This window comes from Streptomyces sp. C36 (assembly GCF_040932295.1).
GTDB classification, from domain to species: Bacteria; Actinomycetota; Actinomycetes; order Streptomycetales; family Streptomycetaceae; genus Streptomyces; species Streptomyces triculaminicus.
In genome coordinates, this window is sequence record NZ_JBFQGI010000009.1 from 309,971 (window position 1) to 332,345 (window position 22,375).

23 protein-coding genes and 1 tRNA gene are annotated in these 22,375 nt (G+C 72.0%); 13 read left to right on the plus strand and 11 right to left on the minus strand.

Annotated elements, in window-relative coordinates; all coding sequences use genetic code 11:
• The first annotated feature begins 54 nt into the window (after nt 1-54).
• Both AB4K12_RS27085 and AB4K12_RS27090 read left to right on the plus strand, forming a co-directional pair.
• Nucleotides 55-1,653: an MFS transporter gene (locus tag AB4K12_RS27085; protein WP_368436918.1), complete on the plus strand. Its 1,599-nt coding sequence runs from the start codon at nt 55-57 to the stop codon at nt 1,651-1,653.
• Between the two features lie 190 nt (nt 1,654-1,843).
• Nucleotides 1,844-2,827 carry a LysR family transcriptional regulator gene (locus AB4K12_RS27090; RefSeq protein WP_368436919.1) on the plus strand — a complete coding sequence of 328 codons (984 nt, stop codon included), beginning with the start codon at nt 1,844-1,846 and terminating at the stop codon, nt 2,825-2,827.
• Here AB4K12_RS27090 and AB4K12_RS27095 read toward each other — a convergent pair.
• Both AB4K12_RS27095 and AB4K12_RS27100 read right to left on the minus strand, forming a co-directional pair.
• On the minus strand, nt 2,806-3,039 hold the full coding sequence (locus AB4K12_RS27095; protein WP_368436920.1) for a hypothetical protein: 234 nt from the start codon (nt 3,037-3,039) through the stop codon (nt 2,806-2,808). The genes AB4K12_RS27090 and AB4K12_RS27095 overlap by 22 nt on opposite strands.
• Entirely contained in the window at nt 3,039-3,269 is a 231-nt protein-coding gene (locus AB4K12_RS27100; RefSeq protein WP_086574463.1) for a hypothetical protein, read from the minus strand. Before AB4K12_RS27100 ends, AB4K12_RS27095 begins: the two co-directional genes overlap by 1 nt.
• A 139-nt stretch (nt 3,270-3,408) precedes the next feature.
• On the opposite strand from AB4K12_RS27100, the gene AB4K12_RS27105 reads away from it, so the two are divergent.
• Together AB4K12_RS27105 and AB4K12_RS27110 are read left to right on the plus strand one after the other, a co-directional pair.
• The gene (locus AB4K12_RS27105; RefSeq protein ID WP_362262823.1) at nt 3,409-4,239 is read left to right on the plus strand and encodes a helix-turn-helix transcriptional regulator; all 831 of its coding nucleotides are present in this window, start codon (nt 3,409-3,411) and stop codon (nt 4,237-4,239) included.
• Complete coding sequence (locus AB4K12_RS27110) at nt 4,236-4,439, plus strand: DUF397 domain-containing protein (RefSeq protein ID WP_368436922.1); 204 nt, start codon at nt 4,236-4,238, stop codon at nt 4,437-4,439. Before AB4K12_RS27105 ends, AB4K12_RS27110 begins: the two co-directional genes overlap by 4 nt.
• Here AB4K12_RS27110 and AB4K12_RS27115 read toward each other — a convergent pair.
• Together AB4K12_RS27115 and AB4K12_RS27120 are read right to left on the minus strand one after the other, a co-directional pair.
• Complete coding sequence (locus AB4K12_RS27115; protein WP_368436924.1) at nt 4,429-5,559, minus strand: P1 family peptidase; 1,131 nt, start codon at nt 5,557-5,559, stop codon at nt 4,429-4,431. The two genes, AB4K12_RS27110 and AB4K12_RS27115, sit on opposite strands and share 11 nt — an antisense overlap.
• The gene (locus AB4K12_RS27120) at nt 5,556-6,776 is read right to left on the minus strand and encodes a low temperature requirement protein A (protein ID WP_368436925.1); all 1,221 of its coding nucleotides are present in this window, start codon (nt 6,774-6,776) and stop codon (nt 5,556-5,558) included. Before AB4K12_RS27120 ends, AB4K12_RS27115 begins: the two co-directional genes overlap by 4 nt.
• Before the next feature lie 57 nt (nt 6,777-6,833).
• Between AB4K12_RS27120 and AB4K12_RS27125 the strand changes: the two genes are divergently transcribed.
• Complete coding sequence (locus AB4K12_RS27125; protein ID WP_368436958.1) at nt 6,834-7,091, plus strand: hypothetical protein; 258 nt, start codon at nt 6,834-6,836, stop codon at nt 7,089-7,091.
• A gap of 34 nt (nt 7,092-7,125) precedes the next feature.
• Here AB4K12_RS27125 and mscL read toward each other — a convergent pair whose 3' ends face one another.
• The 5 genes from mscL to AB4K12_RS27150 form a co-directional block, all read right to left on the minus strand.
• Nucleotides 7,126-7,605: a large conductance mechanosensitive channel protein MscL gene (gene mscL / locus AB4K12_RS27130; RefSeq protein ID WP_368436927.1), complete on the minus strand. Its 480-nt coding sequence runs from the start codon at nt 7,603-7,605 to the stop codon at nt 7,126-7,128.
• 412 nt (nt 7,606-8,017) lie between these two features.
• Complete coding sequence (locus tag AB4K12_RS27135) at nt 8,018-8,875, minus strand: S-methyl-5'-thioadenosine phosphorylase (RefSeq protein WP_368436929.1); 858 nt, start codon at nt 8,873-8,875, stop codon at nt 8,018-8,020.
• A gap of 108 nt (nt 8,876-8,983) precedes the next feature.
• A complete protein-coding gene (locus AB4K12_RS27140) occupies nt 8,984-9,304 on the minus strand; it encodes an FmdB family zinc ribbon protein (RefSeq protein ID WP_368436931.1) in 321 nt (106 codons plus the stop codon).
• A gap of 66 nt (nt 9,305-9,370) precedes the next feature.
• Nucleotides 9,371-10,651 carry an MFS transporter gene (locus AB4K12_RS27145; protein WP_368436932.1) on the minus strand — a complete coding sequence of 427 codons (1,281 nt, stop codon included), beginning with the start codon at nt 10,649-10,651 and terminating at the stop codon, nt 9,371-9,373.
• A gap of 243 nt (nt 10,652-10,894) precedes the next feature.
• Complete coding sequence (locus tag AB4K12_RS27150) at nt 10,895-12,445, minus strand: potassium/proton antiporter (protein WP_368436960.1); 1,551 nt, start codon at nt 12,443-12,445, stop codon at nt 10,895-10,897.
• A gap of 247 nt (nt 12,446-12,692) precedes the next feature.
• Here AB4K12_RS27150 and AB4K12_RS27155 point away from each other — a divergent pair, with 247 nt between their 5' ends.
• The gene (locus AB4K12_RS27155; RefSeq protein ID WP_368436933.1) at nt 12,693-15,623 is read left to right on the plus strand and encodes a penicillin acylase family protein; all 2,931 of its coding nucleotides are present in this window, start codon (nt 12,693-12,695) and stop codon (nt 15,621-15,623) included.
• Nucleotides 15,624-15,635: 12 nt separating this feature from the next.
• On the opposite strand, the gene AB4K12_RS27160 is transcribed toward AB4K12_RS27155, so the two are convergent.
• Complete coding sequence (locus AB4K12_RS27160; protein WP_368436934.1) at nt 15,636-16,247, minus strand: 5-formyltetrahydrofolate cyclo-ligase; 612 nt, start codon at nt 16,245-16,247, stop codon at nt 15,636-15,638.
• 81 nt (nt 16,248-16,328) lie between these two features.
• Between AB4K12_RS27160 and galU the strand changes: the two genes are divergently transcribed.
• The 7 genes from galU to AB4K12_RS27195 all read left to right on the plus strand — a co-directional run bounded on the left by galU (nt 16,329) and on the right by AB4K12_RS27195 (nt 21,663).
• The gene (gene galU / locus AB4K12_RS27165) at nt 16,329-17,231 is read left to right on the plus strand and encodes a UTP--glucose-1-phosphate uridylyltransferase GalU (RefSeq protein WP_362262793.1); all 903 of its coding nucleotides are present in this window, start codon (nt 16,329-16,331) and stop codon (nt 17,229-17,231) included.
• Between the two features lie 4 nt (nt 17,232-17,235).
• The gene (gene glp, locus AB4K12_RS27170) at nt 17,236-18,576 is read left to right on the plus strand and encodes a gephyrin-like molybdotransferase Glp (protein ID WP_368436936.1); all 1,341 of its coding nucleotides are present in this window, start codon (nt 17,236-17,238) and stop codon (nt 18,574-18,576) included.
• Between the two features lie 64 nt (nt 18,577-18,640).
• A complete protein-coding gene (moaC, locus tag AB4K12_RS27175) occupies nt 18,641-19,123 on the plus strand; it encodes a cyclic pyranopterin monophosphate synthase MoaC (protein ID WP_362262787.1) in 483 nt (160 codons plus the stop codon).
• A complete protein-coding gene (locus AB4K12_RS27180) occupies nt 19,120-19,602 on the plus strand; it encodes a molybdenum cofactor biosynthesis protein B (protein ID WP_368436937.1) in 483 nt (160 codons plus the stop codon). Before moaC ends, AB4K12_RS27180 begins: the two co-directional genes overlap by 4 nt.
• 67 nt (nt 19,603-19,669) lie before the next feature.
• On the plus strand, nt 19,670-20,284 hold the full coding sequence (locus AB4K12_RS27185; protein ID WP_368436938.1) for a GNAT family N-acetyltransferase: 615 nt from the start codon (nt 19,670-19,672) through the stop codon (nt 20,282-20,284).
• Nucleotides 20,285-20,430: 146 nt separating this feature from the next.
• Nucleotides 20,431-21,492: a gephyrin-like molybdotransferase receptor GlpR gene (glpR, locus tag AB4K12_RS27190; RefSeq protein WP_368436940.1), complete on the plus strand. Its 1,062-nt coding sequence runs from the start codon at nt 20,431-20,433 to the stop codon at nt 21,490-21,492.
• Between the two features lie 97 nt (nt 21,493-21,589).
• Nucleotides 21,590-21,663: transfer RNA gene (locus AB4K12_RS27195), tRNA-Ala, on the plus strand.
• Between the two features lie 110 nt (nt 21,664-21,773).
• On the opposite strand, the gene AB4K12_RS27200 is transcribed toward AB4K12_RS27195, so the two are convergent.
• Complete coding sequence (locus tag AB4K12_RS27200; protein WP_368436941.1) at nt 21,774-22,256, minus strand: MarR family winged helix-turn-helix transcriptional regulator; 483 nt, start codon at nt 22,254-22,256, stop codon at nt 21,774-21,776.
• Nucleotides 22,257-22,375: the final 119 nt, after the last annotated feature.

Here is a 22,375-nt window from a genome sequence, read left to right on the forward strand (position 1 = left end):
CAGGGATGTAGGACTCCTTTTGTCCTACATCCGGGTTAGCTTTTCCTGAGCGACATGGACGACACCGGACGAACCCGGCGAACGACAAGGAAGGCCCCGCTTGTGACCACCACCGCGACCACCGATCCGCCCCTCGAGGGCGCCGCCGACCGCCGCCGCTGGCTGGCGCTCGCCGTGGTGATGACCGCGTCCTTCATGGACCTCGTCGACGTCACCATCGTCAACATCGCCATGCCGAGCATCCAGAAGGACATCGGCGCCTCCTTCAGCATCCTGCAGTGGATCACCGAGGGGTACGCGCTCGCCTTCGCCGCCGGCCTGATCACCGGCGGCCGCCTCGGCGACATATACGGGCGCCGCCGCGTCTTCCTGCTGGGCATGGGCGGCTTCACCGTCGCCTCGATGCTCTGCGGCCTGGCCGGCGACCCGCATCTGCTCGTCGCGGCCCGCGTCCTGCAGGGCGCGACGGCGGCGCTGATGGTGCCGCAGGTGCTCGCCATCGTCCACGCCACGTTCCCCGCGCACGAGCGCGGCAAGGTCTTCGGTCTCTTCGGCGCCATCGTCGGGCTGGGCGCGGTCTCCGGGCCGATCCTCGGCGCGCTGCTGACCCAGTGGAACCTCTTCGGGCTCGAGTGGCGCCCGATCTTCCTCGTCAACCTGCCGGTCGGCGTCGCGGGCCTGATCCTGGGCCGTAAGTTCATCTCCGAGTCCAAGGCGCCGCAGGCCCTCAAGCTCGACCTCGTGGGCGTCGTCCTCGCCACCGGCGGTCTGCTGATGCTGCTCTACCCGCTCACCCAGGGCCGCGAGCTGGGCTGGCCGCTGTGGGGCCACCTGTGCATGGCCGGCAGCGTGCTGGTCTTCGCAGCCTTCGTGGCGTACGAGCGGTACAAGACCCGCAAGGACGGGTCGCCGCTGGTCGAGCTGTCGCTGTTCAAGGTCAAGAGCTTCGCCGCCGGCATCGGCGTCGAGATCGCCTTCGGCATCGTCTGCGGCATCTTCTTCCTCATCTGGACGCTCTACATGCAGATCGGCCTGGGCTGGAGCCCGCTGCGGGCCGGCCTGACCGGCATCCCGTTCTCGATCGGCGTCTCGGTGGCGGCGGGCATCTCGGTGCAGAAGCTCGTCCCGAAGTTCGGCCGCAAGGTCCTGCAGGCCGGCGCGCTGTCCATGATGGGCGGCGTCGTCCTCTACATCTGGGAGACCGAGCACTTCGGGCTGGACATAGCGCCCTGGCAGATGGCCCTTCCGCTGATCGTCATGGGCCTCGGCATGGGCCTGATCGTCGCCCCGCTGACGGAGACCGTCATCGCCGAGGTCCCGCGCGAGCACTCCGGCTCCGCGTCCGGCCTGATCAACACCACGCAGCAGCTGGGCAACGCGATCGGCCTCGGCCTGGTCTCGGTCGTCTTCTTCAACGCCCTCGACGAGAAGAAGATGGCCCAGGGCCAGGCGGGCGAGGCGTTCGCGGGAGCGTTCCGCCACGGCATGTGGTGGGCGGCCGGCGTGCTCGTCGTCGTGCTGGCCCTGATGTTCGCGCTGCCCCGCAAGGCCACGGCTCCCGCCGAGGGTGTCGAGGCCGTCGAGGACGCCGCGGCGGGCGACGCCTCCGCCGGCGCGTCGGCCACCGGCAAGGAGACGGCAGCTACACGCTGAACCGCTGAACCGACGCCTGAGGGCCCGGTCCTCCCCCGTGGAGACCGGGCCCTCGCGCGTGGTGCGCCGGACGTCTTTCCCCCGTTGCCCCCGCCGCTTCATTCTTCCTTTCCGCCCGTACCGGCCGGAAGCGAGCAGTGATGCGAAGGCGGGCGGGATTGATAACGTTGCCTGCATGGTGAAGGGCGGCGTGTCCGATCCGAGCGTGCGCCAACTGCGGCTGCTGCTCGTCCTGTCGGAGGAACTGCACTTCGGACGGGCGGCACAGCGGCTGTTCATCAGCCAGCCGGCCTTCAGCCGGCAGATCCGTGCCCTCGAGGAACGCCTCGGCCTCACCCTCGTCGAACGCTCCACCCGACGCGTGGAACTCACCACCGCCGGAGAGGCCCTCCTGCCCCACGCGCGAGTCATGGTGGACGCCGCCGACGGACTGCGCCAGGCCGTGGACACGGCGCGGCGGACCCGGACCCTGTCCGGGCGGCTGGTCTTCGGCGCGTACGCCGTCGCCCTGCCCGTCATCCGGGCCGTCGTCGAGCGGATGGGCCGGCTCCACCCCGGCCTGGACATCGAACTCCGCGAGGTCACCTTCGCCGAGCAGGCCCAGGTCCTCCTCGAGGACCGCGTCGACGCGGTCCTGTGCTTCGGCCCCCTGCCGCCCGGCCTGCAGACCCTGGAGGTGGCGACCCAGCACCGGCTCGTCTGCCTCCCCGACGGCCACCCCCTCGCCCACCGCGACCGGGTGACCATCGCCGAACTGGCCGGCATCCCGCTCGTCAACGTCGCCGACCACGTCCCCCGCGTCTACCGCGACTTCTGGTCCGTGGACCCGCGCCCCGACGGCTCGCCCGTCCTGGCCACGGACCACCGCGCGACCACGCTCGACACCCTGATGTCCGCCGTCTGCCTCGGCCAGGGCATCACCTTCGCGGCGGCCGACGTCCGCGAGCTGATGCCCCGCCCGGGCATCAGCTACGTCGAGGTCACCGACCTGTCGCCGTGCAGCGTGGTCCTCGCCTGGGCGGCGGCACGGCGGGAGAAACCGGCGATCGTCGCGCTGCGCGGCGTCGTGCGCGAGGTGTGCGGCGCGACCGCGGGGGGCGGGCCGAACGCCCGGTGGTGGGACACGCCCCCGCCCCCGCCTCCGCCCCCGGCTCAGTCGGGCCAGACGCCGTAGCGGCGGGCGAACGTCACCTCGGCCGCCTTCAGGCCGAGCTCCTCCTGCACGGTCGGCGGACGCAGATTGGACGCGGGCGTACGCCAGGTCGTCCCGTTGGGGTGCCGGACGCTGGCCATGCGGTCGGCATCGATGGCGGTCACCTTGCCCCGCCCGCCGGTGACGGTGTCCACCGCGTTGGCCCCGACCTCGATCTCGACCTCGACCCCCATCAGCGACCCGCCCCCGTCCCCGCCTCGATCACCCGCGCGAGATCCCGCGCCGCGTGCGGCCGTACCATCCCGAGGTCGACGAACACCGTCTCGCTCATCCCGGGCGCGGTGTGCAGACCGAGGGCCGGCAACGCGATTCTGGCGCCGAAGAGCGCCTCTCGGAGCGTGGCCAGCGCGGCTTCGGCCTCGTCGAACGGGTCGAGAGTGGCATGTGGGACGGGGGTGGGCATGAAGACCTCGGATTGTGTTCGGGTGTTCACTCGTTCGAGCGGGTCAACTACTTTGCCGGAGACCAGGGTTGCGCACGGTGCGTACCGTCGGTAGGGGGTGGGGATCCCAACCCCGACCATGGGATAGGGGGCGGTGCGTATGGCTCGGCGCGTACGGGAACTCACGCCGGAGAAGTCGGCCCGACATCTGTTCGGCGCGGAGATCCGGCGGCGCCGCGAGCAGGCCGGGATGACGCTGGACGGACTGTCGGAGGTCGTGCGGTACAGCCGCAGCCACCTTTCGCGCATCGAGATCGCGGACTATGTGCCACCGCCGGACCTCGCGGCGAAACTGGACGCGGCGTTCGGGACGGACGGCATCTTTGAACGGATTTACGCGCTGGCGCGCCACGACGTTCACCCCGACAAATACCGGCGCCGGATGGAGCTCGAGACGCGGGCGCGGCTGATCCAGGAGTACGCCGGCTGCTTCATCCCGGGACTCGTCCAGACCGAGGACTACGCCCGCACGATCTTCCGGCTGGGCGATCCGAGACGCACCGAGAGCAAGATCGAGGAGATGGTGGCGGTCCGCATGGCCCGCCAGGCGCTCCTGCGGTCCGACGCGCCGCCCGACGTCTCGTACATCGTCGACGAGGCGGTACTACGCCGTCCCGTCGGCCGGCCCCACGTCTGGCGCGCACAGCTGACCGCCTTGGCCGAGGTGGCCAGCACGTCGACGAGCATTCTGCAGGTTCTGCCGTTCTCGCACGGGGAACACCCTCTGATGGGCGGTCACTTGGTGTTGTTCACCTTGGATGACGACACGGTCATCGCCTACGAGGAGAGCATCACCACGATCGAGTCGCTGGAAGAACCGGGCCACGTGAGTCGCCACCAACGGTCCTTCGAGGTGCTGGGCGCGTTCGCCCTCTCACCGAGCGACTCGAGGGCATTCATCCGGGCCATCGTGGAGGATCTTCCGTCATGAACGCTACGACGATTCCCGCTGAGGCGATATGGGTCAAGTCCAGCTACAGCAACGCGGACGGCGGAGGCTGCGTGGAATGGGCCCCCGCCCTGGCGCGCACCGGCACGGTACGCGTACGCGACTCCAAGCGCCCCGAACGCACCCCGCTCCACTTCGCCCCCGGAACGTGGGCGGCGTTCGTCGCGACGCTCACGTCGTAGACCGGTAGAGCTCGCGGTACGAGGGGAAGACGCCGCCCGGCCCGTCGACGCTCTCCGCCGCGAGCACCCCCTTGACCACCGCCCGCGTCAGCACGTCCGCGCCCGCCGCCAGGATCTCGTTGACCGCGCCGGCGGCGAAGTCGGCGCTGCCGGGCAGGTGTTCCTCGTGCGGCAGCGGCCGCCGGCCCGTGGCCATGGCGAAGACCGTGTCGCCGTCGGTCAGCAGGTGTACGGGCCGCACCGCGCGGGCCAGGCCGTCGTGGGCCGTGCCCGCCAGCTTCTGCGCCTGGGCGCGGGTGAGGACGGCGTCGGTGGCGACCACGGCGATGGTCGTGTTCAGCGGCGGGTGCGCCGACGCCGCCCAGCGCCGCACCGACTCCTGGCGAGCCTCGTCCAGGGCCCGCTGGGCGGCGGCGTGGCGCTCCGGCTCCGGGTACTCGACGCGGCCGCCCTCGACGTAGCGGCCGTAGAGCACGCCGGTCGCCGGGTCGGCCACGGACCCGGCCGCGTTCACGGCCGCGAGGGCCGCGACCGTCACCCCGGAGGGCAGCACGAGGCTGGCCGTGCCGATGCCCCCCTTCAGGCCGCCGGCCACCGCGCCCGTGCCGGCGCCCACATTGCCCTGCGCCACGGGCCCGTCGCCTCGGCCGCGGGCCGCCGCCTCGGCCGCCTCCCGGCCGAGGGCGGCGTCCGGCCGGGCGCGCCAGTCGCCGCCGCGGCCGAGGTCGAACAGGGCCGCCGCCGGGACGACCGGCACGACCTGGGCCGGGTCCGGGCCCACGCGGAAGCCGCGGCCGGCGTCCTCGAGGAAGGCCATGACCCCGGCCGCCGCCTCCAGGCCGAAGGCGCTGCCGCCGGTCAGGACGACGGCCTCGACGCGCTGGACGAGATTGCGCGGGTCGAGGGCGTCGGTCTCCCGTGTGCCGGGCCCGCCGCCGCGCACGTCCACGGCGGTCACGACCCCGCCCGCACCCGTTCCCGCGCCCGGGTCGGTGAGGACGACGGTGGTGCCGGTCAGGGCGCCGTCACCGGTGCGTTGCGCGTGACCCACGCGCAGGCCGGGCACGTCCTGGAGGGCGTCGAGGGGGCCGGGGATCGGGGCGGGCCGCAGGGTGGTCATGCGGCATGCGTACCACGGGACGGACGTTCGGACAGGCCCGTTTCCCCTCTCGCCGCCAGTACCGCTCCCACCGCCACCGTCACCGCCGCCACCAACCCCGCCAGCAGCACCGCCGCGCTGCCCGCGAACGTGCAGGCCAGGACTGCCACGGATGCGGTCGGCAAGGTCAACTGCTGGGCGGGGCCCCGTTTGTAGTGGCGGGAGTGGAGGAGCCAGACCGAGAACGTGAAGAGGGCCGCCGGGACGGTCACCGTGGCCGACGCGGCGAAGGTGGAGATGTGGGCCTTGCCGATGACCTGCTCGACCGCCACCTCGATGCCGGCGCCCATGGCCGCCGCCGAGCAGAAGACCACGTAGTGGCCGTAGCCCCAGAGGAAGGCCTGGCGGTTGGAGGCCAGATGGAGGTGGATGGGGACCGCGAAGTAGATCCAGTAGGCGGCGAAGATCAGGAGCAGGCCGCCGGCCGCGATCGGCACCAGGGTGCCCAGGGCCTCGTGCTCGTCCGCGGCCGACTGGACCGCCGTCGTGGCGGCCGCCACCGTCTCGCCGAGGACGATGATGGTGAACAGGCCGTACCGCTCGGCGATGTGATGCGGGTGCCAGGCGGTCGCCCGGCCGCGTTCGGCGACGACGGGGACCGTCATCTCCGCGATCGCCATCACCACGAAGACCCACGGCTTGGCGTGGTCGGGCAGGACCAGCAGGCCCAGCCAGCCGACCTGGCAGATGCACACGCCGATGGCGTACCGCAGGGCCGTGCGTCTCTCGGCCCCCGTCGACGCGTGCGCCGCGCGCAGCCACTGGAAGACCAGCGCCAGGCGCATCACCAGATACCCGAACCACACCAGCGAGAAGTCGCTCACGTCGAACGCGCGGGGGATGCCCGCCGCCAGGATCAGCACGCCGGCGATCTGCACCAGCGTCACCACGCGGTAGAGCGCGTCGTCCGTGTCGTACGCGGACGAGAACCAGGAGAAGTTCATCCAGGCCCACCAGATGGCGAAGAACATCATCAGGTAGCCCGGGATGCCGTGGCCCGGATGACCCTCCGCGAGCGCGTGCACCAGTTGCCGGCCGGCCTGGGCGACCGCGACCACGAAACAGAGGTCGAAGAAGAGCTCCAGCGGGGTCGCCGTCCGGTGCTCCTCCTCGCGCCCGCGCTCGGTCATGGGCCGCAGCAGGCCGGAGCTCCGGGCGGGAGGCGATTCCTCGCTCATAGGGCGATTGTCGCCGGGGCGCCCGCCCGCCGCCCGGCGAACGCCGCCCGTCGCCCACTGAACGCCTGTCGCCGCCCGACCGCCCGCCGCCGGGCCCGCCGCCCGTACCCTGGAGGCATGAGTACCGCCCCCGAACCGCGCACGCCCCGGCGTGACCCGGCCACCGCAGCCGCGCTGATCTTCGACGACCCGCTGTCGCAGCAGTCCTCGGACGACACCGACCGTGGGTGGGGCGACCGCCCGGCATCCGGCGGTGGCGACAGCGCCGCCGATCTGGCCCGCTTCCTGGACGAGAAGCCGCCCCACCACGTCTGACGGGCGCCACCGGTGCCGCCCGCCGCGCGCCTGCCTAGCGCGGGGCCGGCACCGAGTCCGAGCCCGGGCCCCGGCGCTGCTCGATCAGGGTGTCGCGGATCTGGGCCAGCAGCTCGATCTCCGTGGGCTCGGCGGACTTGTTCTCCACCGGGGCCTTGGCGGCCTGGCGGTCCTGCCAGCGTTTCATCGGCAGCAGCATGAGGAAGTAGACCACCGCCGCCGTGATCAGGAACGTGAGCGAGGCGCTGAGCACCGCGCCCCACTGGATGTAGACCCCCTTGGTCACCTCTCCCGTCGCGCCGCGCGCGCAGGGGCCCTTCAGGCAGGCCGCGTAGTGATCGAGGTCCTTGGTGCCGAACGCACCGACGACCGGGTTGATGACGCCCTTGACCACAGAGTTCACGATGTTGGTGAACGCCGCCCCGATGACGACGGCGACCGCGAGGTCCACGACGTTGCCTCGCATCAGGAATGCCTTGAAGCCGCCAAGGACCCCTGTCTTCTTCTCGCTCACCGAACAACCTCTCTCTGTGCGTACCTGTGACGGAATGGTCGATTCCATAACATACGAGAGAATCTGGCTGCCCTGTGACATCCCCAAACACGATCAGCCCAGCCGCCGGCGGACCGTCCGCGCCGCCCGCTCACGCGCACCGGGGCGAAGAGCGGCACCCGGCGGCGCGGGGGCGTCCACGGGGGAGGCGGAGGGGGAAACAGGGAGGGGAGCGGAGAAGGAGACACAGGGGGAGTGGGAGCGGGCATGCCGGGCCACCGCCTTTCGTGAGGAGCGCGAGCGCGTTCTCGGCGCTCCTCACGATCCCGGCTTTTCCCGGACCCCGCCCGGGCCTGTGGACTACCGCCCGGTTGTGGAAAAACCCGTGCCCCGTGGGGGTGACGAAGGCCCCACCCCACGCGGCCCCGGCCGGTTACGGCAGCTCGATCCCCAGGTCCCAGCCGTCGTGGGCGTGGGTGCACAGGCAGTCGCGGTCCGCGGTCTTCGGCAGCGCCGCCACCGCGTCGAAGAGCACCTCGCGCAGCCGCGCCACGTTCTCCCCGAAGACCCGCAGCACGTCCTCGTGGGTGACGCCCTCGCCCGTCTCGGCCCCCGCGTCCAGGTCCGTGACCAGCGACAGCGAGGTGTAGCAAAGGCCCAGCTCGCGGGCGAGGACGGCCTCCGGGTGCCCGGTCATGCCGACCACCGACCAGCCCTGCGCCGCGTGCCAGAGCGACTCGGCGCGGGTCGAGAAGCGCGGGCCCTCGATCACCACCATCGTCCCGCCGTCCACCGGCTCCCAGTCGCGCCCGCGCGCCGCGCCCAGCGCCACCGCGCGCCCCACCGGGCAATAGGGGTCGGCGAAGGTCATGTGGACGACCTCGGGGACCGTGCCGTCGGCCAGCGGCGTCCCGTCGAAGAAGGTCTGCGTGCGGGTCTTGGTGCGGTCGACCAGCTGGTCCGGCACGAGCAGCGTCCCCGGCCCGTACTCCTCGCGCAGCCCGCCCACCGCGCACGGCCCCAGCACCTGGCGCACGCCGAGCGAGCGCAGGGCCCAGAGGTTGGCGCGGTAGTTGATGCGGTGCGGCGGAACGGTGTGGGTGCGGCCGTGGCGGGGGAGGAAGGCGACCTTCCGGCCGGCCAGTTCGCCGAGGAAGAGCGAGTCGCTCGGCGCCCCGTAGGGCGTCTCCATCGTGATCTCGGTCACGTCCTCGAGGAAGGAGTAGAACCCCGATCCCCCGATGACGCCTATCTCCGCCGTGCCTGCTGATGCGCTGATCGTGTCGGCCATGCGGTCACCCTAGCGGGACCGCCCCGCCCGGCCCCGCCTGGACATACGGCGGAGCCCGCCGCCCCCAGGGGGGGGCGACGGGCTCCGGTGCGTGCGTGAGGCTGCGCGTCAGGCGGCCGAGCTGCTGCTGCTCGAGCCCGACGACGCGGCGGGCGCGGAGGAGGTGCTCTTCGACGCAGAGGACGACGCGGACGACGAGCCGGTCGACGTGGTCGTCGACGACTTCGCGGCCGGGCTGCTGCTGGACGACGAGCCGCGGCTGTCGTTCCGGTAGAAGCCGGAGCCCTTGAAGACGATGCCGACCGCCGAGAACACCTTCTTCAGGCGGCCGTCGCACTGCGGGCATACGGTCAAGGCGTCGTCGGTGAACTTCTGCACCGCCTCGAGGCCTTCCCCGCACTCGGTGCACTGGTACTGGTAAGTCGGCACTTGCTCCTCCTGGCACTCTCACTCAATGAGTGCTAACGATGCTCAATAGTGCAGTATTCCGGTCCGTCAGTCCACCGAAACGGGCTGACGGTGACCGACCCCACGTGCCGCGACGACCGACTCCGACCGCGGGGTCAGGGCCTTGCGCAGCGTGAACAGCACCACCAGGGCGATGGCGGTGCCGACCAGCGGCACCAGGAAACCGGTGCTCGCGCCATGGGCGTCGATCAGCCGTCCGCCCACGGTCGCGCCGGCCGCCTGGCCCAGGCCGACGGCGCCCGTCAGCCAGGTGAACGCCTCGGTGCGGGCGCTCGCCGGGACCAGCTTCTCCACCAGGGTGTAGCCGGTGATCAGCGAGGGCGCGATGCACAGGCCCACCAGCATGCCCACGGCACCCAGCAGCACCATGGAGTCCGCGGCCCACAGCGGGGAGGTGGCCAGCACCAGCAGCGGGAAGGCCGTCAGCAGCCGGCGCTGCGGGCTCGACTTCCACGCCACGAGGCCGCAGACGATGCCGGCGATCATGTTTCCGGCCGCGAACGCGCCGTACATCAGGCCGTTCAGGCCGGGCTCGCCCAGCTCCTTGGTGAAGGCCGTCATCGACACCTGCATGCCGCCGAAGACGGTGCCGATGCCGAGCATGACGACCGCCAGCACCCGCACGCCGGGCACGGACAGCGCGGAGGCGCGCTTGCCGTCCGCCGTGCCGGCCGCCGAGCGGCTCGGCTGGGGCTGCGTACGCCGCTGCGTGGCGAAGAGCAGGCCGCCGGCCAGGGTCAGCACGGCCTCCGCGACCAGGCCGGCGGCCGGGTGGACGCCGGTGCACAGCGCGGTGGCCAGCACCGGGCCGATCACGAAGGTGAACTCGTCGGTGACGGACTCGAAGGCCGCCGCCGTGGACATCAGCGGCGAGCCCTCGAGCTTGTTCGCCCACCGGGCCCGCACCATCGGCCCGATCTGCGGGGTCGAGGCGCCGGCCGGCACGGCGGCCGCCAGCAGCGCCCACAGGGGCGCGTGCGACAGCGCGAGCACCGTCAGCAGCGAGATCGCGGCGGCGTGCACGACGACGCCGGGGATCAGCACCGCGGCCTGGCCGAAGCGGTCCGCGAGCTTGCCGCTCTGCGGCGCGAAGAGCGCCATGGCCACGCCGGCGGTCGCCGAGACGGTGCCGGCGGTGCCGTACGAGCCGGTGGTGTCGTTGACCAGCAGCAGGATGCCGATGGTCAGCATCGCGAAGGGCTGCCGGGCCAGGAAGCCGGGGAGCAGGAACGTCCAGGCGCCGCGGGTGCGCAGCAGCTGTCCGTATCCGGGGCGGGCCCCGGCGGAGTCGTTGACCGTGGATGCCACGGCCGGCCTTTCCGCTGCCTGGTAGCGCGCTCCGGACGGGTGTCGCACGGAGCGCGCCGAGAGCTGTCCTCTCGCGCAGGACCGTGGTAGATGCCTATCCGGCCGCCTTGTGGCACCAGGGGCCACGCGACCGCGGCCGCCGTGCGGTCGCGCCAGCCCTGCATCAGGCAGAGTTGGTTCGGTGTGAAGGTCAGACACGGTGCGTAACGAAACTCCCGTTACGCACGTGAATAAGCGAATAGCTTACTTAACCGACTTCCTCTTTACCAGACCCCACTTTGCTTTCGGCTTCGCGACCGCATCGCCCGCCACGTTTCCCGTGCCCAGCCAGCCGGCCAGCTTGCCGCCCTCGCCGACCGCCCGCAGCCGCCGCTCGGTGGCGTCGCGCACCGGGTCGGTGGCCACGACCATCAGCTCGTCGCCCTTGCGCAGGACGGTCGTGGGCCCGGGCACGAAGCTGGCGTCGTCGCGGACGACCAGGGTGACGGCGGCGCCCGGGGGCAGGCGCAGCTCGGAGACCTCGACGCCGTGCATCTTCGAGCCCTCGGGGATGGCCACGGACAGCAGGTGCCCGCGCAGCCGCTCCAGCGGCGCGGACTCGATGCCCAGGTCCTCCGCCTCGTTGTCGCCGAGCCGGAGCCGGCTCGCCAGCCAGGGCAGGGTCGGGCCCTGCACCAGGGTGTAGACGATCACCAGCACGAAGACGATGTTGAAGATCCGGCGGCTGTCCTGGACCCCGGCCACCATGGGGATGGTGGCCAGGACGATCGGTACGGCCCCGCGCAGTCCCGCCCAGGACAGCAGCACCTTCTCCTGCCAGGGCGTACGGAACGGCGCCGTGCTCAGGAAGACGGACACGGGCCGGGCCACCATGGTCAGCACCAGGCCGACCACGAGCGCGGGGACGATGTCGTCGAACAGCTCGTGCGGGGTGACCAGCAGGCCGAGCAGGACGAACATGCCGATCTGGGCGATCCAGCCGAGCCCCTCGGCGAAGCCACGGGTGGCCGGCCAGTGCGGCAGCCGGGCGTTGCCGAGGATCAGCGCGGCGAGGTAGACGGCCAGGAAGCCGGAGCCGTGGGCGAGCGCGCCGCCCGCGTAGGCGGTGACGGCGATGGCCATCACGGCGATGGGGTAGAGGCCGGAGGCGGGCAGGGCGACGTGCCGCAGCCCGTAGGCGCCCAGGGTGCCGATCGCGAGGCCGATGGCCGCGCCGATCGCCAGTTCCAGGGCGATCCTGCCGAGCAGGACGTACCAGTGGTCGACCGGGCCGGCGGCCGAGAAGGCGACGACGAGGATGACGACGGGGGCGTCGTTGAAGCCGGACTCGGCCTCGAGGACACCTGTGAGTCGGCCGGGCAGCGGGACGTTGCGCAGGACGGAGAAGACGGCCGCGGCGTCCGTGGAGGACACGACGGCGCCGATGATCAGGGCCTGGCGCCAGTCGATGCCGGCCAGGTAGTGCGCGGCGGCCGCGGTGACGCCGACGCTCACCGCGACGCCGAAGGTGGAGAGCACGGCGGCGGCCGGCAGGGCGGGCTTGATCTCCTGCCACTTGGTGCCGAGGCCGCCCTCGGCGAGGATCACGACCAGGGCGGCGTAGCCGATGACCTGGGTGAGGCCGACGTCATTGAAGGAGATGCCTATGCCGTCCTGCCCGATGGCGACGCCTATCCCCAGATAGACGAGCAGGCTGGGAAGCCCGCTGCGCGAGGAGACCCGGACCGCCGCCACCGCGACGAGCAGAACGAGCGAGCAGATCAGCAGGAGTTCGTTGAGGTGGTGGACAGTCAGGGGCCGGTCCCTTCACGAGGTTTTGACACGGTCTCTTCCGCCGACCGACCGGAACGTTTCACCAGCCGATGGGAAGTTCGTTTCCTAATCTAATATTTTACGGGTTCTTGACGCGGCCGCGACGGGGAGGTCCCCGGGACGGGCAGGGGACCGGGCGCGGGAGGCGACTCCGCGTCGGGGCCTTCCCCGCCCTGCGCCTATGGTTGCTTCCAGCATTCCAGGACCACCTGCCCCTCTAAGGACAGCGATGCCCGCCAACAAGAACGGCCCCGGCAAGAAGAAGAAGGGGCGACGCGCCCGCCTGCTCGTGATCACATTCGTGCTGCTGCTCGTGGCGGGCGTCGCCTTCGGCGCGTACTGGAGTGTCAGTACCGTGCGCGCCTCCTTCCCCACGACGGACGGCACCCTGAAGCTCAAGGGTTTGTCGGGTGAGGTGAAGGTCGTCCGGGACGACCACGGCATCCCCCAGATCTACGCGGACAACGCCGAGGACCTCTTCCGCGCCCAGGGCTTCGTCCAGGCGCAGGACCGGTTCTGGGAGATGGACGTCCGCCGCCATCTGACGGCGGGACGGCTCTCCGAGATGTTCGGCTCCGGCCAGGTCGAGACCGACGCCTTCCTGCGCACCATGGGCTGGCGCCGGGTCGCGCAGCAGGAGTACGACACCAAGCTGTCGCCGGCCACCAAGAAGTACCTCCAGGCGTATTCCGACGGAGTCAACGCCTACCTCAAGGACCACAAGGGCAAGTCGCTCTCCGTCGAGTACGCGGCCCTGGAGTTCGAGAACGACTACAAGCCCGAGGCCTGGACCCCGGTCGACTCGGTCGCCTGGCTCAAGGCCATGGCCTGGGACCTGCGCGGCAACATGCAGGAGGAGATCGACCGCTCGCTGGCCTCCTCCCGGCTGAACCCGAAGCAGATCGAGCAGCTGTACCCGGCGTACCCGTATGACCGGAACAAGCCGATCACCGAGGGCGGAACGGTCGATACCGCCACGAAGACGTACGACCCGAAGGGCGCCGCGGGCACCGGCACGCAGGCCGGCGCGGGCCAGAACGCCACGACCGGCGGCGGCGCCGCGGCCGGCGGGCTGCGCTCCAGCCTGTCCTCGCTGTCGAGCACCCTGGAGAAGGTCCCGGCGCTGCTCGGCCCGAACGGCAACGGCATCGGCTCCAACTCGTGGGTCGTCTCCGGCAAGTACACGACCACCGGCAAGCCGCTGCTGGCCAACGACCCGCACCTCGCGCCGCAGATGCCCTCGCTCTGGTACCAGATGGGTCTGCACTGCACCAAGACCGGCGCCCAGTGCCCGTACGACGTCGCCGGCTACAGCTTCTCCGGCATGCCGGGCGTGATAATCGGCCACAACAAGGACATCGCCTGGGGCATGACCAACCTGGGCGCGGACGTCTCCGACCTCTACCTGGAGAAGGTCACCGCCGACTCCTACCTCTACGACGGCAAGCAGAAGCCGTTCGTCACCCGCAAGGAGACCATCAAGGTCGCGGGCGAGAAGAGCCGCGAGATCACCGTCCGTGAGACCAACAACGGCCCGATCGTCTCCGACCGCAACGACGAGCTCGTCAAGGTCGGCGCGAAGGCGCCCGTCAAGGACCCGGCCCCCGACCGCGCCGACGGCTACGCCGTCGCGCTGCGCTGGACCGCGCTGGACGCGGGCAAGACCATGGACGGCCTGTTCGCGCTGAACCAGGCGAACGACTTCCAGTCCTTCCGCAAGGCGGCCGCCGACTTCGACGTCCCCTCGCAGAACCTGATCTACGCCGACACCAAGGGCAACATCGGCTACCAGGCCCCGGGCCGCATCCCGGTCCGCGGCAAGGCGGGCGAGGCCAAGGGCGAGGACCAGGCGACCGGCCAGACCGGCCAGACCGGTGCCAACGGCACGACCGCCCGGACCGACACCAACGGCGACGGCCGGATCGACGCCAAGGACGAGGCGAAGGACGAGGCGAAGACCGACGGCAAGACCGACGCCCAGGCCGCGGCCCCCGACGGCCGCCTCCCGGCGCCCGGCTGGGACCCGGCCTACCAGTGGACCGGCTGGATCCCGCAGTCCGCGCTGCCGTACGACTACAACCCCGAGCGCGGCTACATCGTCACCGCCAACCAGGCCGTCGCCGACAAGAAGTACCCCTACCTCCTCACGCAGGACTGGGGCTACGGCGCCCGCAGCCAGCGGATCAACGAGCTCATCCAGTCGAAGATCAAGGACGGCGGGAAGATCTCGACGGACGACATGCAGAAGATGCAGCTGGACAACAACAGCGAGATCGCCAAGCTGCTGACGCCCTACCTGCTGAAGATCGACGTCAAGGGCGCCAACGAGCGCGAGACGAAGTACGTCCGCGAGGCCCAGAAGCTGCTGAAGGACTGGGACTACAGCCAGGAGGCCGACTCGGCCGCCGCCGCGTACTTCAACGCCGTCTGGCGCAACACCCTCAAGCTGGCCTTCGGCAACAAGCTCCCCAAGGAGCTGCGGGTCAAGGACCAGTGCCTGCGGGTGCGGCCGGCGGACGACTCGCGTCCGCAGGAGGACCTGGACGGCAACACCCGCCTGGTCCTGGAGTGCGGCGAGCGCGAGCCGGACAACGCGCAGCCGGACGGCGGCGACCGCTGGTTCGAGGTCGTCCGCAGCATCCTCGGCAAGCCCGAGGACTCCTGGTGGAAGACCAGCGGCACCCGCACCAACCCGGGCGCCAAGAACCGCGACGAGCTGCTGGAGCGCGCCATGAAGGACGCGCGCTGGGAGCTCACCTCCAAGCTCGGCAAGGACGTCACGTCCTGGAGCTGGGGCCGGCTGCACCAGCTGAACCTCAAGAACCAGACCCTCGGCAAGGAGGGCCCCGGCATCGTGAAGTGGATGCTCAACCGGGGGCCCTGGAACCTCGCCGGCGGCGAGGCCGCGGTCAACGCCGCGGGCTGGAACGCGGCGGGCGGCTACGACGTGATCTGGGTGCCGTCCATGCGGATGGTCGTCAACCTCGACGACCTCGACAAGTCCCGCTGGATCAACCTCACCGGCGCCTCCGGCCACGCCTACAACGCCCACTACTACGACCAGACGGACAAGTGGGCCAAGGGCGAGCTGCTGCCGTGGGCCTTTAGCCCGGACGCGGTGAAGAAGTCGGGCGACGCGACGCTCACGCTCAAGCCGTAGCCGGCCTCGGCGCTAGCCGAAGCGGCGCACCCCGTCAGGGGTGACCACCGCGTGCACGGGGTGGTCGTGCGGTTCCTCCGGGACCCGCGCGACCACCTCGTCGTCGTAGAGGAGGACCACGCGCGCCGGGTCGGCCCCGGCCCGCTCCAGGCGGGCCAGCACCCGGTCGTACGACCCGCCGCCCCGGCCCAGCCGCAGGCCGCGGTCGTCCACCGCCAGCCCCGGCAGCAGCACGGCGTCGGCGCCGGTGACCGCGTCGGGGCCCAGCCGCTCGCCGTCGGGCTCCAGCAGGCCCTTGGAGGCGCGCACGAGACGGTCCGCGCCCCGGTAGGGCGCCCAGTCGAGGTCGTTGTCGGGCAGCAGGACCGGCAGCAGGACGCGCACGCCCCGCGCGCGCAGCGCATCCAGCAGGGCGCGGGTGCCCGGCTCGCTCCCCACCGAGACATAGGCGGCCACCGTCCGCGCCCCGGCGAGCTCGGGCAGCTCCAGCGCCCGGCGCGCCAGAGCGGCCTCGGCCGTCGCGATGTCATCCGAGGTCAACCCGGATCTCACGGCCAGGAGGGAGCGCCGCAACCCGCTTTTACTAGGCTGGGGAGGGCCTGGAAACGCATTGGCTTCGATCATTGTTCGTACAAACTCCTCGCCTCAGGTCATACTCGGCGGAGTAACATCTTCCGCCCAAACGCAACGGATAGTGTTCGGCTCATGACTCAATCGCGCCCTCGGATCAGCAAGGCTGTCATCCCTGCCGCCGGGCTCGGAACCCGCTTTCTCCCGGCCACCAAGGCCACCCCCAAGGAGATGCTCCCGGTGGTCGACAAGCCGGCGATCCAGTATGTGGTGGAAGAGGCTGTGCACGCGGGCCTGTCCGACGTGCTCATGATCACCGGACGGAACAAGCGGCCGCTTGAGGATCATTTCGACCGCAATTACGAGCTCGAGGAAATGCTGCGCCGCAAAGGCGACGCGTCCCGGCTCGCGAAGGTCCAGGAGTCCAGCGACCTGGCGACCATGCACTACGTCCGCCAGGGCGACCCCCGGGGCCTGGGCCACGCCGTGCTGTGCGCCGCCCCGCACGTCGGCGACGAGCCCTTCGCCGTCCTGCTCGGCGACGACCTGATCGACGCCCGCGACCCGCTGCTGTCCCACATGGTCGACATCCAGCGGCTGCACGGCGGCAGTGTGATCGCCCTCATGGAGGTCGACCCGGCCCAGATCGGCCTCTACGGCTGCGCGGCCGTCAAGCCCACCGACACCGAGGGCGTCGTCGAGATCACCGGCCTGGTCGAGAAGCCCGACCCCGAGGAGGCGCCGAGCAACTACGCCGTCATCGGCCGCTACGTCCTCGACCCGGCCGTCTTCGACGTGCTCCGCGAGACCGAGCCGGGCCGCGGCGGCGAGATCCAGCTCACCGACGCCCTCCAGGCACTGGCCGCCGAGCCGGGCCTCGGCGGACCCGTGCACGGCGTGGTCTTCAAGGGCCGCCGCTACGACACCGGTGACCGTGGTGACTACCTGCGTGCCATCGTCAGACTGGCATGCGAACGGGAAGACCTGGGTCCGGACTTCCGGGCCTGGCTCCGCAGTTACGTCACCGAGGAGATGTAGCGCTTTGAGCACCAGCACGGGCACGGGCACGCCCCCCGCCGCGACCGCGGACACGGACCGTCTCTGGTCGGTGGACGAGCACCTCGACGACATCCTCGGGAAGCTCCGCCCGCTGGAGCCCATCGAGCTGCAACTGCTCGACGCCCAGGGCTGCGTGCTGGTCGAGGACGTCACCGTCCCCGCCGCCCTGCCACCCTTCGACAACAGCTCCATGGACGGCTACGCCGTCCGGGTCGCCGACGTCGAAGGGGCGGGCGAGGAGTTCCCCGCGGTGCTCACGATCGTCGGCGACATCGCGGCGGGCAGCGGCGAGCTGCCCACCGTCGGCCCCGGCGAGGCCGTGCGCATCATGACCGGCGCCCCGGTGCCGCCCGGCGCCGAGGCCGTCGTGCCGGTCGAATGGACCGACGGCGGCACGGGCGGCGGCCGGGCCGACGCGATGACCGCCGGGCGGCCCGCCGCGGACGGCGACGGCCCCGGCCTCGGCGAGGTGCGGGTCCACCGCCCCGCCGCCGCCCGCGCCCACATCCGCGACCGCGGCAGCGACGTCGGCGCCGGCGAGATCGCCGTCCGCGCGGGCACGGTCCTCGGCCCGTCCCAGATCGGCCTCCTCGCCGCCATCGGCCGCGCGTCCGTGACCGTACGCCCCCGCCCCCGCGTCGTGGTGGTGTCCACCGGCAGCGAGCTCGTCCCGCCCGGCGAGGCCCTGACCGCCGGGCGGATCCACGACTCCAACAGCTTCATGCTCACCGCCTGCGCCCGCGACGCCGGCGCCATCGCGTACCGCGTCGGCGCCGTCGACGACGAGCCCGCCGCGCTGCGGTCCACGCTGGACGACCAGCTGGTGCGCGCCGACGCGGTCGTCACCAGCGGGGGAGTGAGCGTCGGCGCGTACGACGTGGTCAAGGAGGCCCTCTCCGGGCTGACCGCCGAGGAGGGCAGCGTCTCCTTCCGTCGCCTGGCCATGCAGCCCGGCAAGCCCCAGGGCTTCGGCCGCATCGGCCCCGACCGCACCCCGCTGTTCGCCCTGCCGGGCAACCCCGTCAGCGCGTACGTCTCCTTCGAGCTCTTCGTGCGGCCCGCCGTCCGGGCGCTCATGGGCCTCCCGCCCTTCGGCGACCGCCGGACCGTGCGCGCGGTGTGCCCGCAGGGCGTCGCCTCCTCGCCCCGGGGACGCCGGCAGTACCTGCGCGGCCACTACGCCGACGGCCGGGTGACCACGGTCGGGGGAGCGAGCTCCCACCTGGTCAAGGCGCTCGCCGACGCCAACGCCCTGATCGTCGTGCCCGAGAACGTCACCTCGCTGGCCGAGGGCGCCGAAGTGGACGTGGTCCTTCTCGACTGACCGCCCGCCCCGCCGGGTACGGTGGCTGCCCACAGGCACCACAGGGGCCCGGACCGGGAGAACGATGAGCAGCGCCCAGGAGCATCTCACCCACCTCGACGACACGGGCGCGGCCCGCATGGTCGACGTCTCCGCCAAGGAGGTCACCGCGCGCACCGCCCGCGCGAGCGGCCGGGTGCTCGTCTCCCCCCGCGTCGTGGAACTGCTGCGCGGCGAGGGCATGCCCAAGGGCGACGCCCTCGCCACCGCCCGCATCGCCGGGATCATGGGCGCCAAGCGCACCCCCGAGCTGATCCCGCTGTGCCACCCGCTCGCCCTGTCCGGCGTCACGATCGACCTCGCGGTCGCCGACGACGCCGTCGAGATCCTCGCCACCGTGAAGACGACGGACCGCACGGGCGTGGAGATGGAGGCGCTGACGGCGGTCTCGGTCGCCGCGCTGACCGTGGTCGACATGGTCAAGGCCGTGGACAAGGGCGCGGTCGTCACCGACGTCCGCGTCGAGGAGAAGACGGGCGGGAAGTCCGGGAAGTGGAGCCGCGGGTGAGAGCGCTCGTCGTGACGGCGTCGAACCGGGCGGCCGCGGGCGTGTACGCCGACAAGGGGGGCCCGTTGCTGGCGGAGGGGCTCACGGCGATGGGCTTCGCCGTCGACGGCCCGCGCGTCGTGCCCGACGGCGACCCCGTCGAGGCCGCCCTGCGCGAGGCGGTGGCGAGCGCGTACGACGTGGTGCTGACCACGGGCGGCACGGGCATCTCGCCCAGCGACCGCACCCCCGAGGCGACGCGGCGCGTCCTCGACTACGAGATCCCGGGCATCCCCGAGGCCCTGCGGGCCGAGGGGCTGGCGAAGGTCCCCACGGCGGCGCTCTCGCGGGGCCTGGCCGGGGTCGCGGGGCGCACACTGATCGTGAACCTGCCCGGTTCGACCGGCGGGGTGCGCGACGGGCTGGCCGTGCTGGAGCGCCTGCTGGTGCACGCGGTGGAGCAGATCCACGGCGGTGACCACTCCCGCCCCTCCGCATGAGCGTCCGGCCCGAGCGTCCGGCCGGTGACCGGGATGAGCGTGTGAGCGGTGTCGGGCGGGTGAGCGCATGAACTTCTGGCCGGTGACGCTGATGGACGGCGATGTCGCCCTGCGCCCGATAAGGCCGCGCGACCAGCGGGCGTGGCGCGAGGTCAACCAGCGCAACCGGGACTGGCTGCGCCCCTGGGAGGCCACGATCCCCCCGCCGCCGCCCGGCGTGCCCCCGGCGCGACGGCCCACCTACCGGCAGATGGTCCGGCATCTGCGCGCCGAGGCGCACGCCGGGCGCATGCTGCCGTTCGTGATCGAGTACCGCGGCCGGCTGGTGGGCCAGCTGACCGTGGCGGGGATCACCTGGGGCTCCATGTGCTCGGCCCACGTCGGCTACTGGGTGGACGAGGCGGTGGCGGGCCGGGGCGTGATGCCGACGGCCGTGGCGCTGGTGGTGGACCACTGCTTCCACCGCGTCGGACTGCACCGTGTCGAGGTGTGCATCCGGCCGGAGAACCTGCCCAGCCGCCGGGTGGTGGAGAAACTCGGATTCCGTGAGGAGGGGCTGCGCCCGGGGTATCTCCACATCGACGGCGCCTGGCGCGACCACCTGGTCTACGCGCTGACCGCCGACGAGGTCCCGGAGGGGCTGGTGGCCAGGTGGCACCGGCGCTCCCCGGAAATAAAATAAACGTTCGAAATCGACTGTCAATTGACGGTATTCGTTGGGTTCCGGTCTCAACAATCACAAAAAAAGTTCGAGATATCAGCCGGATCGTGCGACACACCGCGCCAATTGGCGGAATCCCCCGCGCGTCCCCCTCTACCGTGTGAAGGGTGAGCAGCAGCGGCCTGATCTACGCAGTCATCGTCGGGGCCTGGGCCGCCTACTTGGTGCCGATGTGGCTCCGTAGGCAGGACGAGCTCAATGAAGCCCGTCCGACGGAACGCTTCAGCACGGCCATCCGGCTTCTGTCCGGACGGGCGGGCATGGAGCGCCGTTACGCCAAGGACCTCGAGGGGCGCGCCTCCGGCGACGCCCCGGCGCCGGCGGACCCCACGGGGTCCGAGCCCGGCGCGCCCGAGCCGGACGCCGCGACCGACCCGGTCGCCGTCCGGTCCTTCGGCGCGCCCGCGTCCGGCGCGGAGCCGGACCGGCCGGCCGCCCCCGCGAGCCCGGCCACCCAGAGCGCCGCCGCCCAGGGCGCGGCCCAGAGCGCCGCCGAGCGGGCCCGCCGCTCCAAGGTCCTCGCCCGGCGCCGCCGCACCACGGTGCTGCTCTTCCTCGCCTTCACCCTCGGCGCGGTCGTCGCGGGCGTCGGCGGGCTGGCGTTCCTGTGGGCCCCGGCGGGGCCCGCGGCGCTGCTCAGCGCGTACATCGTCTATCTGAGGCTCCAGGAGCGCCGCCGGTTCGCCTTCACCATGGACCAGCGCCGCGCCGAACAGGCCGCCCAACGGCTGCGTGAGGGCCGTGCCCGCCCTCACGCGGCGGCGCCCGAGAGCGACCCGGCCGCCGCTGACACCGTTGTCCACCATCAGGCCCCCGCGCCGCCGGCGATGTCCGCCCACAGCGCGGGCCGCCGTGCGCTGGTCGAGCAGACCGACCACGCCGAGTGGGTCGACCAGCAGCGCGACCGGGGCACCGGCGAGGGCTGGGAGCCCGTGCCCGTGCCGCTGCCCACGTACGTCTCGGCGCCGGTCGCCCCGCGCGCCACCGGCGCCGGCGCGGACGCCTGGAGCTCCGCCCGCTCCAGCACCGTGGAGCCGTCCTCCGACCGCAAGCCCGCCGCCGACGAGCGCCGCCCCGCCCGCTCCCGCCGCCCCCGCCGCGAGCGCGGCCGCACGCCGCTCTTCGACCAGTACGCCGACGACGACCGCCCCCGCGCCGCCAACGAGTGATCCCCGGCGACCGGCCCCGGCGTTGACCAGCGGGGAGTCGCGGGGGAGCGGATTTCCGGGCACCCGGATGGAAGTGCTAGAGTTCCACTCGTTGCAAGGGCCTGTGGCGCAGTCCGGTAGCGCACCTCGTTCGCATCGAGGGGGTCAGGGGTTCGAATCCCCTCAGGTCCACCGCACATGAAAGCCCCCGTCGGGAGTATCCGACGGGGGCTTTCGCATGCCCGGGATCCCCCAGCGCCCGGCGGCCCCGCGCGGGTTCGCGCGGGGCGGGCGCAACGGGCTCAGCCGGTGGCGAGGTTGCGTTCCAGGAGGGACAGCAGCCGGGAAAGCTCGGCGCGGTCGGCCTCGGTGAGGCCCGCGACCGTACGCTCCTCGAGGTCCCGCCACACCTGCTCCACCTCCTCGCGCAGCGCCTCGCCCGCCGGGGTGGTCTCGATGAGGACGGCCCGGCGGTCCCCGGGGTGGGCGCAGCGGCTGATCAGCCCGGCCTGCTCCAGCCGCTGGACCATGCGGGTCACGGTGGAGGGGTCGAGCTCCATCAGTTTGATCAGTTCGGACTGGCGCTGCGGGCCGGCCTCCCACAGACGCATCATCAGCAGCTCCTGCCCCGGGTAGAGCCCGAGGCGCCGCAGCAGGTGCCCGGCCGTGGTGCGGTGGGACCGGGCGACGCGGGCGAGGGCGTGGCTGACCTGACCTCCGCACGCGGGGCGTGCGGAGGGGGCGGGGGAGGCGGCTGTGCCGCTCTGCGGGGTGGGGCCGGGCATGAGGTGCTTCCTTCGCCGGGGAATGGTTCCCCACCATTATGTTGGCTGGCCAAGTAATGAGCTACAGTGGCTCTCGGCCCGATTGCTTGGCTGGCCAATAACTTGTGGAGGGGACAGCT